The sequence below is a fragment of the Devosia sp. genome, from assembly GCF_965229025.1.
In the GTDB taxonomy this organism is placed as follows: Bacteria; Pseudomonadota; Alphaproteobacteria; order Rhizobiales; family Devosiaceae; genus Devosia_A.
The window spans coordinates 2,950,986-2,965,674 of the sequence record NZ_OZ245853.1; the positions used below are offsets into that span (position 1 = coordinate 2,950,986).

Below are 14,689 nucleotides of genomic sequence, written 5' to 3' on the forward strand. Positions count from 1 at the left end.
CGCACACAGGGTTGCCCAACGCGCGGCCCTTGCCCATTATGGCGGGGCGGCGGTGTATGAGGTCAGCAGTGGCGGAAGAGGCCGATATTGATGCCTATTTCGAGCGAATCGGCTTTGCCGGCTCGATCGCGCCTTCGCTTGAAACGCTGGGCCTGTTGCACCTCCAACACCCGATGACGATCCCGTTCGAGAACCTTGACCCGCTGATGGGTGCGCCGGTGCGGCTCGACCTTGCCAACCTGCAGCAGAAGCTGCTGTTCGACCGGCGGGGCGGCTATTGCCTTGAGCACAACCTGCTGTTCAAGGCGGTGCTGCAATCGCTGGATTTTGATGTGAAGGTGGTGGGCGCCCGCTCGCTCTGGGGTCATCCAGAGGACGCGGAACGGCCGATTGGTCATATTGCGTTGATCACCGAGATCGGCGCGGTGCCTTATCTCGCCGATGTGGGCTTCAGCGCCGTGACGCTGACCGCGCCACTGCGGCTCAAGGCCGATATCGAGCAGGTCACGCCGCATGGCAAGTTCCGCCTGACAGGCGGCCCGCCCGTATGGAGGCTGGAGACTCTGCTGGGCGAGGACTGGACAGCGCTTTACAGCTTTGAACGCGCTGAGTTCGGTGCTGACGCCATCGCCGAACTCAGCGAACGCGCCTCAACGACCGGAACGCAGCGCGACAACCTGATCGCGGCGCGCGTCGACAGGACCCACCGGCATACGCTGCGCAACCTGTCGCTGAAGCGCCATGGGCTCGATGGCACCACGGAGCGGCGGGAGATCGCCAGTGTGCAGGAGATCCGCGACGTACTGGAACAGGTGTTCGGCATCGCGCTCCCCTATGACGAGCGGCTGCAACCGGTGCTGGAAACAGTCTTTGCCCGCTTCAGCGGATCGGCCTGATGGCGCCGTTCGTCGTCGATCATTCCAAGGTGCACGAGTTCGCTGATTTCCAGGCGTTCTACGACTGGCTCGCAACGCACCACGCGACAGCTGACGAGGTCTGGATCAAGATCCACAAGAAGGGCTCGGGCAAAGCAACGATCACCCCGTCCGAGGCGATCGATGCCGAGCTCTGCTGGGGCTGGGTCGACGGCATACGCAAGGGCTTTGACGCGGAGAGCTTTCTCCAGCGCTACACGCCGCGTCGAAAGGGCAGCGTCTGGAGCCAGGTCAATCGCGAAAAGGTCGCCAAGCTCACCGAAGCAGGGCTGATGCAGGCGCAGGGGCAGGCGCAGGTCGATCTCGCCAAGGCCGATGGCCGCTGGGAGGCGGCCTATTCGGTCTCGAAGAGCGAAGTACCCGCAGACCTGTTGGCGGCGATCGAGGCAGAGCCGGCGGCGCTCGAATTCTTTGGCAAACTGACATCGCAGAACCGCTTTTCGCTGATCTTCAGAACCAACGCGCTGAAGACACCAGCCGGGCGCCAGAAGAAGATCGCGGGCTTTGTCGAGATGCTCAAGCGCGGCGAAACCATCTACCCGCAGGCCAGGAAGTGACCGTCTGGGTCGCCTTCCTCCGCGCCGTCAATGTCGGCAAGCGCCAGATGAAGATGGCCGAGCTCAAGGCGCTCTGCGAGGGGTTGGGCTATACAGGCGTCAAGACGATCCTCGCGAGCGGCAATGTCCGGTTCGAGACCGACCATGACCCGAAGGCGGAGCTTGAGGCCGCTATTGAAAAGCGCTGGGGGTTTTTCAGCGAAGCGGTGATGCGCAATGGCGACGAGATCGCGGCGATGCTGGCGTCCAACCCGTTCGCGGCCTACCCGACCGAAGGGCCGTTTCATCGCTATGTGATGATGCTCGACAGCCCTCTGCCCAAGGGCCTGAAGCTTGCTGGCGTGCCGGGCGATCATGACGTGGCGCGGGTCGACGCGCGCGACATCTACCTCGTCGGCTACCGCCAGCCTGACGGGCGGCATGGGCCGGGGCTGGACAAGTTCGACCGGCAGCTTGAAAAGGGCACCATCGCGACGACGCGCAACTGGAACACCATTCCCAAGGTGCTGAATTGATCACTGTACTCGGCTCAACCAATCTCGACCTCATCGGCACCGTGAGCCGCATCCCCCGGCCGGGCGAAACCGTGCCCGGCGACGCCTTTTCGATGGCTGCTGGCGGCAAGGGTGCCAACCAGGCGCTCGCCGCCCGCCGCGCCGGTGCGGACGTGCGGATGTTCGCTGCCGCGGGGACGGACAGCTTTGCCGACGAGGCGCTGAAGCTGCTCAGGGCCGACGGGGTGAACCTCGATCAGGTGCGCACAGTTCCGGGCACCACCGGCATCGCGATGATCTTTGTCGACACGCACGGCGAGAACGTCATCGCCATTCTGCCCGGCGCTAATGGCACGATGGGGACGAAGGATGCCGACGCGGCTCTTGCTGGCCTCGGGATCGGCTCGATCCTGATCCTCCAGCAGGAAATCCCGCAAGCCGCGACCGAACGCGCTCTGGAACTCGCCCGCGAGCAGGGCGTCGTTTCGATCCTCAACACGGCGCCGTTCCTTCCCACCACGGCCGCAATCGCCGAAAAGGCCTCGATCGTGATTGCCAACGAGACCGAGTTTCAGCTATTGACCGGTGCTGGGCTCGACAGGCTCGATCAGGCGATGGCCGAGTGGGCCAAGGCGCAGAACCAGACCATCATCGTGACGCTTGGGCCCGATGGGGCGCGGGCAGCGACCCCGAGCGGGAGCTTTGCGGTGCCGGCGCTCAAGGTCGAGCCGGTCGACACCGTTGGTGCTGGCGACACCTTCGTGGGCTATCTTGCAGCCGGGCTCGATCAAGGGCTGGCGCTGGAGGCAGCGATGCAACGCGCCGCAGTGGCGGCCAGCCTTGCCTGCCTCAAGCCCGGCGCGCAGCCCTCGGTGCCCTATTCGGCGGAAGTCGAGGCGGCCAGCCTCTAGGACGCGACCCGCGCCTCGTAGGTGCGCAGCATCGGCTCGATATTGTCCTCGAACAGCAAGCCCGGGTGGCTTTGCAGCTCGATCGGATAGGCGGTCTCGGCAGCCAGCGATATGCCAAGGAACGCCGCTAGGCCTTCGGTCGTGCCGGGCGCCGCGAACCGGTACGAGCCCGCCTCCAGCCGCCGCAAGAGTTCGCGCTTGGAACGCATCATCTTTTCGGTGAAGCCGTCGCCATTGCTCATCGAGTTGGACACCTTGATGTAGTCATGTGCGGGCGTACCGAGGTGGTGCACCGACCCGGCTGTGCGCCAGAGCTGCATCAGCAGTTCGAGGTCGGTCATGTTGGTGAGCTCAAGATCATAGCGGGCGTCGCACTTGCGCCGGTCCCAGACGATCATCGAATCCATCGAGAGGTTGACGAACTTGTACCCGCCTGGCGCCAGCACGCGATCAGGGCCATCGCCCACTAACCGCAGCCGCTCGTAACGGTCATTCATCACATCGAGCGCCGACGAGACGATTGGGTGCTCAGCAAGCGCAGCGACGGCGCGGGCCAGCTTGTCGGGCTTGAAGCGGTCGTCGGCATCGAGAATGGCGACATAAGGGGTGTTGAGGCGATCGAGCGCCAGATTGCGGGCCCGTGACGCCCCAGCGCCAACGCGGCCTGTCGACAGGAAGCGCAGCCGCGAGTCGTGGATTGCCTTGTCGCCCAGGATCTCCTGGTAGTCCTCGGCGTCGTCGGCGATGATCCAGGCCTGCCAGTCTTCATGGGTCTGGGCGATGACACTGCCCACCGCTTCTGCGATGAAGTCCTCAGCCTTATAGGCAGCGATCACCACCGCTACAGTTTTGTCGGTCAAGCTGTTCCCCCACCTGCCGTTGCGGTCTTGAAGCGCGTCCCGCATCGTCCCATATCACGGGTACCGGACGGTGCCACTGAAACTCGGGCCGTCTTGTTACGTTGCTTGTGCAAGGGCGGATCGGATGTCCCGTGTGTCAATGTTTTCGGCTCCGTTCCTGCTCGGCTTCGACGCGTTCGAAGAACGCGTGGATCGCCTCGCCAAAGCTGCTGATGGCTACCCGCCCTACAACATCGAGCGGACGCTGGCGGCAGATGGAGACGAGCGGTTCGTGATCTCGATTGCGGTGGCCGGATTTGCGGCCGCCGACCTTGAGGTGATCGCCGAAGACAACCAGTTGCTCGTCAGGGGCCGCCAGCACGATGACGGCAGCCGGGAGTATCTGCATCGCGGCATCGCCGCGCGGCAGTTCCAGCGCCAGTTTTTGCTGGCCGATGGGATGCTGGTTCAGGACGCAGTGCTGAAGAATGGCATGCTGAGCATCGATCTTGTCCGGCCAAAAGCGACAAAGCTTGCGCGCCGCATCGAAATCCGTTCTGCCTAGAAAGGGGAACACAAAATGCAACAGTCACGCGATATCCATAGCGACCACCCGTTGCGCCACCTGACCGAAGCCCAGTTCATGGCGCTCGGCGGCAATGCCGTGGTCTATGTCAAGCACGTCAAGGCCGACAGCCTCGCAGGCCTCGTGCCCGAAGATGAGATCGAAAGCGGCGACGACTACCACATCGTGGTGTCCGCCGATGGCTCGCCGCTGATGGTCGCCGACAGCGAAGAGGCTGTCACCGACTGGCTGAGCGGCCAGAATTTCGGGATTGTTGCGCTCCACTGAGCGCCAGCCTTGATGGGAACCAGGCTGCCTGATCAGGCGGCCTGGGTGATCGCCAGCTTCTGGGTCAGGATCGCATAGAGCCGCGCCACATCATCGGTCGAGCGCAACTGCTCGACCACCGATTCAGTGCGCAGGATCCGCGCCACGCGGGCCAGGGCCTTCAGATGATCGGCGCCTGCCCCCATTGGGGCCAGCAACAGCATCAACAGATCAACCGGCCGGTCATCCACCGAGTCGAACTCGACCGGCTGGTCGAGTCGCGCAAACAGCGCAGTGACGCCCTTGATGCCGCTGAACTTGCCATGCGGGATGGCGATGCCGTTGCCCAGTCCGGTGGAGCCAAGTTCTTCGCGGTCGTTGACGGCCGCGAAGATGGCGTCGGCGCGCTCCCCGGTCACCCGGGCGGCCCGCTCTGAAAGCGTTCTAAGGACTTCGAGTTTGGTCTTCAGGCCAGAGCAAACAAGAACGGACTCCTCGGAGAGGATGTCTGCCAGTTCCATTAAAAGAGCCCTATCTTGACAGCAGGAAGAGCAGTCGCTTGAGCGACCCTAGTTTGGGCGCAAGGCCGGGTCGATCCAGCCAATATTACCATCGGCGCGGCGGTAGACCACATTCAGGCCCCCATGTCCAGCATGGCGGAATACGACCACTTCTGCCTGAGTCAGATCAAGCTGCATGACGGCCTCACCCACAGACATCTGTCGTAGATTGGACGTGGTCTCCGCGATCACGGGCGGGGAGTAGTCCTCGTGCAGTTCCTCATGGTCATCGCTCGAAGCAAGGACATAGGACTGGGCCGCCTCATCGGTGGCGCCGCTGGCGTGGCGGCGGTGCGCCTTGAGCTTGCGGTTGTAGCGGCGCAGGCGCTGCTCGATGGTGCCGGCCATGATCTCGTAGGCCGAGGTAGCATCGCCACCATAGGCGCTCGACTGCAGGATGGCGCCTGAGTCGAGGTGCACCATGCATTGCGCGTTGAACCCCGAGCCCTCGGGCTCCAGCGTCATGTGTCCTGTGTAATTGCCATCGAAGTATTTCTTGACGACGGCGTCGAAGTGGCCCTCCGCCTTGCTCCTCAGGGCTTCGCCCAAATCCATGTTCTTTCCGGAAACGCGCAGAGTCATGGAGTCCTCGTTTCTGTTTTTTTGAACCGTGCCGGGATGCCCGACGCTATGGATGTGGGCACCCTGACGAGGGGAGTCTAGACCTGCCCCATCGAGGGGGCAATGCGTCGCAAGGGGGTTGGGTTGCCGGAAAACAGTTCGGTATCAGCGCCCGGCCGTCGCAAGCGCGCGCTTCTGGCGCCGGCGGATCACCGAGGAGGGGATGTTCATGCCCTCGCGGTACTTGGCGACGGTGCGCCGCGCGACCTCGATGCCTCTTTCCTTCTGCAGCATTTCGGCAATGGTATCGTCCGAAAGGATGTCGGAGGGAAGTTCTGCGTCGATGATCTGCCGGATGCGGTGGCGCACGGTTTCGGCAGAATGATCATCGCCGCCGGTCGAAGAGCCCAGCGCAGTGGTGAAGAAGTACTTCATCTCGAACAGGCCGCGTGGCGTTGCCATATACTTATTGGACGTCACCCGGCTCACCGTCGACTCATGCATTTCGATCGCATCGGCGACCGCCTTCAGCGTCATCGGCTTCAAATGCGTGATGCCGTGCAGCAGGAAGCCATCCTGCTGCTTGACGATCTCGGCGGCGACCTTGAGGATCGTCTGGGCGCGCTGGTCGAGGCTCTTGGCCAGCCAGTTGGCGGTCGCGAGGCAATCGGTCAGGAAGGTCTTTTCGGCCGGATCGCGAGTCTTCTTGGTCACCGAAGCGTAGTAGACGCGGTTGACCAGCACGCGCGGCAACACATCGGAATTGAGCTCGATCTGCCAGTCGCCCCCCTGCCCCCGGCGCACGAAAACATCGGGCACCACCGACTCGATCGGCGCCGTCTCGAAGGCGCGGCCTGGCTTGGGGTCGAGCTCCTTGAGCTCGCCCAGCATTTCCATCAGGTCCTCGCGGTCGCAGCCAATGGCGCGGGTCAACGCGCCGAGGTCATGGGCGGCGATCAGGTCGAGATTGTCGAGCAGCCGCTGCATCATCGGATCGAGCCGATCCTTTTCGCGCAGCTGCAGCGCGAGGCACTCCTTCACATCGCGGGCAAAGACGCCCACCGGGTCGGTGCCCTGCACCCTGAGCAGCACGGCTTCCACCGTCTCCAGCGGCGCACCGAGCTGGGTGGCGATCTGCTCAAGCTCGTTGGCGAGGTAGCCGGCTTCGTTGAGGCTATCGATCAGGAACTGGGCAATCAGCCGCTCGCGCGGATCGGAAATGATGAGACCGACCTGCGCCCCGAGATGATCGGACAGGCTGGGGCGCGCGGCGACGAACTGGTCGATATCGGGCGCGTCCTCACCCGGCGCGCCGCCGCGTTCGCTCCACTGGCCGAGATCGGGCTGGCGATCCTGGGCCGACTGGTCGGGAAAGACGTTATCGACTTCGGTGTCGTAACCGCTGGCAATCGAATCGGCGGACTGGATGCGGTCGCCATGGTCGACCGTGTCCTCATAAGCGCTGAGTTCGGCGGGACGCTCGGGCAGTTCGGTATTGTCGGTCTCGCCCGGCTCCACCCCATCCTCACGCTCGAGCAGCGGATTGCGCTGCAGTTCCATCTCGACAAAGGTGTTGAGTTCAAGATGGCTGAGCTGCAGCAGCCGGATCGACTGCATCAGTTGCGGGGTAAGCGTCAGGCTCTGGCTCTGGCGAACCTCAAGCCGTGGCGACATGGCCATCCGAAACGTACTCCCCACTCGTCGACGAACTCGCGGGGGCACCATGCCTCAACAAAAGCTTAAGGGCAAGATTTGTGCCAAGACTGGTTAAAGGGCTTTGCAACTTTGCGACAGCCGCTCTCCAGCTCGCGCATCGGGACAAACAAAAAGGGCGGCCTCGGGGCCGCCCTTTTTCAATCTTCAGTCCGGCTGCCCTATTTGGGCGCCAGCACCATGACCATCTGCCGGCCTTCCGAGCGCGGCGAGGATTCGACCTTCGCCTTCGATTCGAGCTCAGCCTGCACCTTGATCAAAAGCTGCATGCCCAGGTCCTGGTGCGCCATTTCGCGGCCGCGGAAGCGCATGGTCACCTTGACCCGGTCGCCCTCTTCGAGGAACCGGTGCACGGCCTTCATCTTGGTCTCGTAATCGTGCGTATCGATATTCGGACGCAACTGGATTTCCTTGACCTCAATGACCTTCTGCTTCTTGCGCGCTTCGGCGGCCTTTTTCTGGGCGGCGTATTTGAAGCGGCCGAGATCGAGCATCTTGGCAACGGGCGGCACGGAGTTCGGCGAGATGATCACCAGGTCGAGCCCCTGCTCCTGCGCTTCGGCCAGCGCTTCACGGGTGCGCACGACACCACGGTTGGTGCCCTCGCCATCGATCAGCTGGACGTCAGCGGAGGAGATGTCTTCATTGGATTGCGGCCCATCTTTTTGGGGCGCGACTGGTCTCATGGGACGACGAATGGCAGGCGATCCTTCAACAGTTACCGAAGCGGCGGGAAATCGCGCCTAAAATCGTGTCGGCGCAGGCATAAGTCAACATGCAAACGTGGCAGAAACACCATCGCGGGCGGTGGTTATCGCGAAAGTGTTGCCGGGGCGCCGCCGAGCGGGCAAAAGGCAACGCAATCTTCAAAGGGCACTAACCACGATGGACGCCGGAACGCCAGAACTGATCACGGTCGGCACCGGGGAGCAGACACGGCAGATTGCTTGCCTCAGGCGGCGCGGCCGGTCCCCGGGCCTGTTCTGGCTCGGTGGCTACCGTTCGGAAATGATCGGCTCGAAGGCAACGGCCCTCGATACACTTGGGGCAGCGCACGGCCTTGAGGTGACACGCTTTGATTATTCGGGACACGGCCAGTCAGGCGGCGATTTTCTCGATGGCACCATCTCGCGCTGGCTCGAGGAAGCCCTGGCGGTGTTTGCGTTAACCTCAGGCCCGCAGGTGATCATCGGCTCCTCCATGGGCGGCTGGCTGGCGCTGTTGCTGGCGCGGGCGCTGCGGCGCCAAAGCGGCGAGCGGGTGAAGGCGCTGATCCTCATCGCTCCGGCGGTCGATATGACCGAGGAACTGATGCTGAAGGGTTTTTCGAAGAAGGAACTGAAGGCGCTTGAAGAGACCGGCCGGGTCGACCAGCCGTCCGAATATTCCGACCAGCCCTACCCGATCACGGCCCGCCTGATCGACGACGGCAAGCGGCACCTGCTGTTCGGCCGGGGCATCGATGTCGGCGCGCCCGTGACGATCCTCCAGGGCGGCAAGGATGTCGACGTGCCGCGCGCCCATGCGTTGCGCCTAGTGCAGCACCTGCTCACCGATCCGGTGACCTTCACCCTGGTACCAGACGGTGACCACCGGCTCAGCCGCGACCAGGATCTGAGGCTGCTGGGAGCGGCGGTGCTGCGGGCGGTGGATGGGCCGCTGGAGCAGTTGGTGCTTGAGCTCTAGGCGAGTTCGAGCTTGATGGTGCGACCGACGGCCTTGGCTGCTCGCTGCAAGGTCTCAAGCGTCACGTTGCCGTCGTCAGGGCTCAGCACCCGATCGAGCTGCTTGCGGCTTGTATCCATCAATTTCGCCATGGCGGTCTTGGTGAGGTGGCGCTTGGCCATTTCCTCTTCGAGCTGCCAGGCGATCACCCGCTTGACCGCATAGGCCGTGGCCGCTTCAAGATTCCCATCTTCGCGGAGAACGTCTTCAAGGGTTGTGCCGTGGTTCGGATGCTTGCTGATGGTCATAAGGTCTCACTTGCAGTCTAGAGTTTATATAGCCTTTTCCGTGCCTTGGCAGTTTCCAGTTCCTCCTTCGGAGTCTTCTGGGTCTTCTTGATGAAGCCATGGACCACGATGAAGCTCTGCCCATCGATGAAGAACACTACGCGCGCAATCCTGTTCGGGAGCGTGCTGCGGAGTTCTCACAAGCCGTCTCCCAAGGACTTGCAAAGCGGCATTCCCATCGGAAAGCCCAGCTGCAAAACTCGGAGGTGAAAGCCGACGATACGGCGCTCTTCCGGCTCCACGGCCCTAAACCAATCTAGCGCGGGTTCATTTCCTGCGTCGGTCCGGTAGAAAATGACCTCAAACATTCAATGGCTTAACCCATCTATTTCGCTGGGCCTTCACTCTTCCACTCAATCAGCTCAACGCAGCTTGTATCATATATGATACATTCTGTCAAACCGCGCCCAGCCCCGCCTTCTGCACCCCATCCGCATCAAAATTGGCCGGGTCCAGCCACCGCTCCAGCCGCGCCTTGCGGTCGGGCCATTCTGAATCGAGGATCGAAAACCAGGCCGTGTCGCGGTTCTCGCCGCGGACGATCATGTGCTGGCGGAACAGGCCCTCATAGGTGAAGCCGAAGCGCAGGGCGGCGCGCTTGCTGGGCTCGTTCCGGTCATTGCACTTCCACTCGAAGCGCCGGTTGCCGAGGTCTTCGAAGATGTGGCGGGCGGTGAGGTAGAAGGCCTCGGTGGCCAGCCGGGTCCGGGCGATGCCGGGGCCCCAATAGATGCCGCCGAGCTCGATAACGCCTTGCTCAGGCTCCATCCGCATCAGTTGCTGGCGGCCACCGGCCTTGCCGGTGGCCTTGTCGACGACGGCATAGACCAATGCGTCGCGCGAACTCATCGCCGACCGCACCCAGTCCTCGACATCGGCCCGGGTGGTCGGCCGGTTTCCCGGCAGGTAGGCAAAGCGCTCGGCCGCATCGGGGACAGTGGAGGCGACGAACAGGTCATCGACATGCTGGGGACCAACCGGCTCGAGCCGCACGTAGCGGCCTTCGAGCAGTTGAGGCACCGGCGGCCGGGCGGGGTGGAGATTGGTCATGTTCGGGCGGTCCAGATGCTGTCGAGCCCTTCCCGATAAGTCGGGAACAGCAGGCTCGTGTTGAGCGCGGCAAGGATGCGCTTGTTGGAGACGCGTTTGTTGTCCGAATAAAAGCTCCGTGCCATCTCGGTCATTTGCGCATCGGTAAACGGCACCTCGGGCGGCGGCGTGACGCCCATCTCTTTGGCCGCGTAGGTCACGAGATCCTGCGGCGGGGCCGGCTCGTTGTCGGCGAGGTTGAACGTGCCGGCGAGTTTTTCATGGGCGGCACGCGCCGTGATCGCACCGATATCGGCGACGTGGATGCGGTTGAACACCTGCCCCGGCTTGACGATCCGCCGCGCCGTGCCCTCGCGCAGCTTGTCGAAGGCGGAGCGGCCGGGCCCGTAGATGCCCGCCAACCGTTCGATGAAGAGCGGCACGCCGCGCTCTTCCGCATAGGCGCGCCAGGCACTTTCGGCCAGAACGCGCTGCTTTGAGCGGAAATTCACTGGCAGCGTCGGGGAATCCTCATCCACCCAGGCGCCGCCGAAATCGCCATAGACGCCGACGGTCGAGAAATAGCCGATCCACTCGAGGTTCGGCGCCGCGTCGAGATCGGCGCGATGCTGGTTGAGCGCGGCATCACCATGTTCATCGGGCGGGATCGAGAGGATGACATGGGTGGCGCGGCGGAGGTCTTCGGAGAGCGTCGGTCCCGGCGCCTCGCCAGTGAACACATGCATGCGATAAGCGCTGTCGGCAAAGCTCTCCGCCTGCTCCTGGCTGCGCGTCGTACCGGCAATCGGGATTTCGGGATCATAGAGCGTGTGGAGGGCCCGCGCCGTGGCGCGCGAGGAATAGCCCATGCCAAAAAAGAAGACGTCCATAGCCATGTAACTCTTAGTCTGCGCGCACCGGCTGGACGACCGCGCTCCATTCTGCCTGAACGCTGATGTCACCCTCTCGCGGCAAAAACGCAAGCGCCAGCGCTCTGGCTTTACCGGCTGCGACCAGCCGCCGCGTCGCCCACACCGCCGCGCCGCGGATCAGCGGATCTGCATCAGCGAGCCGCGCCTCGGCGAGAGGCGCTAACTCCGCATCGCCGGAATTGCCGATCGCAATCAGCACATTGCGCAGAAACCGCGCGTGCCCGAGCCTTTTGACCGGCGATCCGGCGAACAGCGCCCGGAACGCCGGATCATCGAGTTGCGCCAGATCGGACAGCGCCGGGGCCTTCAGGTCGTCGCGCGCCTGCAGCTTCATTTCACGGGTCTGGGACGCGAACTTGTTCCACGGGCAGACCGCGAGGCAATCGTCGCAACCATAGATGCGGTTGCCCATGGCGGCGCGGAACTCGAGCGGGATCGGCCCCTTGAGCTCGATGTTGAGATAGGCAAGGCAGCGCCGCGCATCGAGCTGGAACGGCGCGGGGAACGCATTGGTGGGGCAGATATCTAAGCACCGTCGGCAGCTGCCGCAGCTTTCGGGGTGCGGCTCGTCCGCTGGCAGCTCGGCGCTGGTGAAGATGGCGCCAAGAAACATCCACGAGCCAAAATCGCGACTGACCAGCACGGTGTGTTTGCCCTGCCAGCCGATGCCGGCGGCTTCGGCCAGCGGCTTTTCCATTACCGGCGCGGTATCGACAAACACCTTGACCTCGGCCCCGGTGCGCCGCGACAGCAGCCCGGCGAGCTCCTTGAGCCGCCCCTTGATCAACTCGTGATAGTCGCGGTTGCGGGCATAGACCGAGATATTGCCGATGCCGCGCTCACCCAGTTGCGCCAGCGGGTCGGCATCGGGCCCGTAGTTGACCCCAAGCATGATCACCGATTTCGCCTCAGGCCACAGTGCCTCGGGTGCGCTGCGGCGCTCGGCGGACTCCGCCATCCAGTCCATATCGCCATGCCAGCCATTGGCCAGCGCGATATCGAGCTTGTCTCTCAGATCGGGCCGCGCATCGGCGCGGGTGACGCCGAAAGCATCAAAACCCAGCGCCTTGGCGCGGGTTTTGAGATCGGCAAGGAGGGTGTTCGTAGCGGCCATCTATTTGGACGCCAGATCCCGCTCCATCAGCATGCGAATGTACCTCGTGTAGGGAACGCCATGTGCCTTCGCCCTGTCCTTGACGGAGTCCAGCAGCGACCGCGGCACTCGCATGTTCACCTGTGCCTCTTTCTTTTCGAACTCGAATGGCATGGGCCTGAACTGGGAGAAATCCAGGGCCGAAAGGTCCTGCATCAGGAAGGTTTCGGCCTCATCGTCAGTCGTCATTTTCGGAACGCTGTTCGGCCTCGCTTGCCTGCTCATATCGCTTCACTTCCTTTGCGTGCATGTAGCGGGCACTGACTGGCCGCACCAGTGGCACCCCGTCCGCCTGCCGCAACGTGAAAATCACGAACAACGGGCGGCCACTCCGGCTCCGACCAACTGCGATGAAGCGATCTTCGCTCTGCGAGTGCGCAACATCGGGAAAGGACCACGCCGTGCCCGACGCAAACATCGCCTCGATCTCGTCACGTGTAACGCCGTGCTTCCGGCACTTCTCGATATTGCCTGAATCCCAGTCGAGGCGTGCCTGCTCGGCCACGTTTCGCTCCAAGAATGTATATACAATAGTATATTCAGGCTAGAAATCAAGGTCCGCATAACCCGCGGCCGCAGGCATTCCCGCAATCCGGTCGTTGAGCAGGGTGCGGAAGGCCGGGCGTGACTTGATGCGGGCATACCACTGGCGCGTCTCCGGCGCGGTGTCCCAGAGCACATCGCCCAGGTAGTCGAGCGTCGAAAGGTGCGAGGCGAGCGCAAAGTCGGCGAGCGTCATGGTGTCGCCCGCGATCCACTGGCGCGTCGCGAACAGCCAGTTGAAATACAGCAGGTGCTCGGCAAGGTTAGCCTTGGCGACCCGCAGCACGCTCGGCTCGGGGGTGGCGCCGCGGTGGTCGCGCTTGACGATCTTTTCCTCGAGGATGTAGCGCGTCACCTCGTCATTGAGCTTGACCAGCACCCATTCGAGCAGCCGCCACATCTCGGCCCGCGCCCGCGGCTCGGACGGGAACAACCCCGGCACGGCGGTAGGCGCATAGCGATCCTCGATGGCGTGGAGCACGGCAAGCGTGCCCACCACGGGCGGCTCGCCCGGCTCGATCATGATCGGCACGGTGGCAGCAGGGTTGATCTCGAGCAGCGCCGGCTCGCGGATCCAGGGCTTGATATCTTCGAGATCGGCACCGACGCCATATTCGGCGAACATCAGCCGGGCGAGGCGCGAAGCGGGGTCGAGGCGGTGGTGCAACAGGCGTGGCATGGGCGACGCGAAAATCCTTTTGGGTAGGGCTGCTTGCCGGCCGGTGCCAGCTTGGCGAAACCCCGCAAATCGGGCTAGATGCACCGCGCCAGAGGCCGCCGGTGCCGATGATTAGGAGATCAGATGAGCGTCGATCAAGGTCTTTTTGTGCCGCTCCTCCTGGGCATCGTCGAGGGGGTTACTGAATTCCTTCCAATCTCGTCGACCGGGCACCTGCTGTTGGCCGAACATTTCCTCGGCTTTCAGAGTCCAGGGCGCGTTTTCGAAGTCCTGATCCAACTCGGCGCCATCCTTGCCATCGTCGTGGTTTACTTCGAGCGGCTGCTGACTATTGCAAAGGATGCGATTGCCCGCAAACCGGGCGCGTTACGCTTTATTCTCGGGGTCGTGCTGGCTTCGTTGCCGGCGGCAATTGTCGGGGTCTTGGCGCACGACTTCATCAAGACGGTGATCTACGAAAGCCCGATCACCATCTGTGTGTCGCTGATCGTGGGCGGTATCATCCTGCTCTATGTCGACCAGCTGAAGCTCACGCCAAAATACACCGATATCTACAGCTACCCGCCGCTGCTCTGCTTTTACATCGGGCTGTTCCAGATGCTGGCGCTGGTGCCGGGCGTGTCGCGCTCAGGCGCCACCATCGTCGGTTCGCTCCTCCTCGGCACCGACAAGCGCTCGGCCGCCGAGTTCAGCTTTTTCATCGCCATGCCGCTGATGGCCGGCGCCTTCCTCTACGATTTGTACAAGAGCCGCGACATGATCACGTCAGAGCTTGGCGCAGCCGTGATCATTGGCTTTGCCGCCGCCTTCATTACGGCGTTCTTCGTCGTGCGCTACCTGCTCGATTTCATCTCGCGCAACGGTTTTGCGATCTTTGCGTACTGGCGGATCTTCATCGGCGCCATCGGGCTCTGGGGCGTGCTGCTGTTCGGCTGAGCC

The 14,689-nt window shown here is 63.1% G+C and carries 20 protein-coding genes and 1 pseudogene; 8 read left to right on the plus strand and 13 right to left on the minus strand.

Annotation, left to right across the window (positions count from 1 at the left end; all coding sequences use genetic code 11):
• Positions 1-56: 56 nt before the first annotated feature.
• The 4 genes from ACO06J_RS14315 to ACO06J_RS14330 are packed head-to-tail and all read left to right on the plus strand — an operon-like array spanning position 57 to position 2,897.
• Positions 57-896, plus strand: a complete 840-nt coding sequence (locus ACO06J_RS14315; RefSeq protein WP_421761394.1) for an arylamine N-acetyltransferase family protein — start codon at positions 57-59, stop codon at positions 894-896.
• Positions 896-1,492 (plus strand): YdeI/OmpD-associated family protein, encoded by a 597-nt coding sequence (locus ACO06J_RS14320; RefSeq protein ID WP_421761395.1) that lies wholly within the window; start codon positions 896-898, stop codon positions 1,490-1,492. The genes ACO06J_RS14315 and ACO06J_RS14320 overlap by 1 nt, the downstream gene beginning before the upstream one ends.
• Positions 1,489-2,007, plus strand: a complete 519-nt coding sequence (locus ACO06J_RS14325; protein ID WP_421761396.1) for a DUF1697 domain-containing protein — start codon at positions 1,489-1,491, stop codon at positions 2,005-2,007. The genes ACO06J_RS14320 and ACO06J_RS14325 overlap by 4 nt, the downstream gene beginning before the upstream one ends.
• Positions 2,004-2,897, plus strand: coding sequence for a ribokinase (locus ACO06J_RS14330; protein ID WP_421761397.1), 894 nt, complete (start codon positions 2,004-2,006; stop codon positions 2,895-2,897). Before ACO06J_RS14325 ends, ACO06J_RS14330 begins: the two co-directional genes overlap by 4 nt.
• On the opposite strand, the gene ACO06J_RS14335 is transcribed toward ACO06J_RS14330, so the two are convergent.
• Entirely contained in the window at positions 2,894-3,757 is an 864-nt protein-coding gene (locus ACO06J_RS14335) for a glycosyltransferase family 2 protein (protein WP_421761398.1), read from the minus strand. The two genes, ACO06J_RS14330 and ACO06J_RS14335, sit on opposite strands and share 4 nt — an antisense overlap.
• 124 nt (positions 3,758-3,881) lie before the next feature.
• Between ACO06J_RS14335 and ACO06J_RS14340 the strand changes: the two genes are divergently transcribed.
• The gene (locus tag ACO06J_RS14340; RefSeq protein ID WP_421761399.1) at positions 3,882-4,301 is read left to right on the plus strand and encodes an Hsp20 family protein; all 420 of its coding nucleotides are present in this window, start codon (positions 3,882-3,884) and stop codon (positions 4,299-4,301) included.
• 15 nt (positions 4,302-4,316) lie between these two features.
• Entirely contained in the window at positions 4,317-4,589 is a 273-nt protein-coding gene (locus tag ACO06J_RS14345; RefSeq protein WP_421761400.1) for a DUF1150 family protein, read from the plus strand.
• A 32-nt stretch (positions 4,590-4,621) separates the two neighbouring features.
• Here the strand turns inward: ACO06J_RS14345 and ACO06J_RS14350 are convergent, their stop codons facing one another.
• The 4 genes from ACO06J_RS14350 to infC form a co-directional block, all read right to left on the minus strand.
• The gene (locus tag ACO06J_RS14350) at positions 4,622-5,089 is read right to left on the minus strand and encodes a PTS sugar transporter subunit IIA (protein ID WP_421761401.1); all 468 of its coding nucleotides are present in this window, start codon (positions 5,087-5,089) and stop codon (positions 4,622-4,624) included.
• A gap of 48 nt (positions 5,090-5,137) precedes the next feature.
• Positions 5,138-5,710, minus strand: a complete 573-nt coding sequence (locus ACO06J_RS14355) for a ribosome hibernation promotion factor (protein ID WP_421761402.1) — start codon at positions 5,708-5,710, stop codon at positions 5,138-5,140.
• 144 nt (positions 5,711-5,854) lie between these two features.
• Entirely contained in the window at positions 5,855-7,369 is a 1,515-nt protein-coding gene (gene rpoN / locus ACO06J_RS14360) for an RNA polymerase factor sigma-54 (protein ID WP_421761403.1), read from the minus strand.
• 194 nt (positions 7,370-7,563) lie between these two features.
• The gene (infC, locus tag ACO06J_RS14365) at positions 7,564-8,100 is read right to left on the minus strand and encodes a translation initiation factor IF-3 (protein WP_421762517.1); all 537 of its coding nucleotides are present in this window, start codon (positions 8,098-8,100) and stop codon (positions 7,564-7,566) included.
• A gap of 187 nt (positions 8,101-8,287) precedes the next feature.
• Here infC and ACO06J_RS14370 point away from each other — a divergent pair, with 187 nt between their 5' ends.
• A complete protein-coding gene (locus ACO06J_RS14370) occupies positions 8,288-9,088 on the plus strand; it encodes an alpha/beta hydrolase (protein WP_421761404.1) in 801 nt (266 codons plus the stop codon).
• Here the strand turns inward: ACO06J_RS14370 and ACO06J_RS14375 are convergent.
• The 8 genes and pseudogenes from ACO06J_RS14375 to ACO06J_RS14410 all read right to left on the minus strand — a co-directional run bounded on the left by ACO06J_RS14375 (position 9,085) and on the right by ACO06J_RS14410 (position 13,750).
• Complete coding sequence (locus ACO06J_RS14375) at positions 9,085-9,375, minus strand: Fis family transcriptional regulator (protein ID WP_421761405.1); 291 nt, start codon at positions 9,373-9,375, stop codon at positions 9,085-9,087. The genes ACO06J_RS14370 and ACO06J_RS14375 overlap by 4 nt on opposite strands.
• 17 nt (positions 9,376-9,392) lie before the next feature.
• Positions 9,393-9,539: pseudogene (locus ACO06J_RS14380) on the minus strand (type II toxin-antitoxin system RelE/ParE family toxin); the annotation flags it as partial.
• Positions 9,540-9,810: 271 nt separating this feature from the next.
• Positions 9,811-10,464, minus strand: a complete 654-nt coding sequence (locus ACO06J_RS14385; RefSeq protein WP_421761406.1) for a GNAT family N-acetyltransferase — start codon at positions 10,462-10,464, stop codon at positions 9,811-9,813.
• Positions 10,461-11,333 (minus strand): SDR family oxidoreductase, encoded by an 873-nt coding sequence (locus tag ACO06J_RS14390; protein WP_421761407.1) that lies wholly within the window; start codon positions 11,331-11,333, stop codon positions 10,461-10,463. The genes ACO06J_RS14385 and ACO06J_RS14390 overlap by 4 nt, the downstream gene beginning before the upstream one ends.
• Positions 11,334-11,346: 13 nt before the next feature.
• Positions 11,347-12,489, minus strand: a complete 1,143-nt coding sequence (gene queG, locus ACO06J_RS14395; protein WP_421761408.1) for a tRNA epoxyqueuosine(34) reductase QueG — start codon at positions 12,487-12,489, stop codon at positions 11,347-11,349.
• The gene (locus tag ACO06J_RS14400; RefSeq protein WP_421761409.1) at positions 12,490-12,717 is read right to left on the minus strand and encodes a CopG family antitoxin; all 228 of its coding nucleotides are present in this window, start codon (positions 12,715-12,717) and stop codon (positions 12,490-12,492) included.
• The gene (locus ACO06J_RS14405) at positions 12,707-13,033 is read right to left on the minus strand and encodes a BrnT family toxin (protein WP_421761410.1); all 327 of its coding nucleotides are present in this window, start codon (positions 13,031-13,033) and stop codon (positions 12,707-12,709) included. The genes ACO06J_RS14400 and ACO06J_RS14405 overlap by 11 nt, the downstream gene beginning before the upstream one ends.
• 39 nt (positions 13,034-13,072) lie before the next feature.
• Complete coding sequence (locus ACO06J_RS14410; protein ID WP_421761411.1) at positions 13,073-13,750, minus strand: glutathione S-transferase family protein; 678 nt, start codon at positions 13,748-13,750, stop codon at positions 13,073-13,075.
• A 123-nt stretch (positions 13,751-13,873) separates the two neighbouring features.
• Between ACO06J_RS14410 and ACO06J_RS14415 the strand changes: the two genes are divergently transcribed.
• The gene (locus tag ACO06J_RS14415) at positions 13,874-14,686 is read left to right on the plus strand and encodes an undecaprenyl-diphosphate phosphatase (protein ID WP_421761412.1); all 813 of its coding nucleotides are present in this window, start codon (positions 13,874-13,876) and stop codon (positions 14,684-14,686) included.
• Positions 14,687-14,689: the final 3 nt, after the last annotated feature.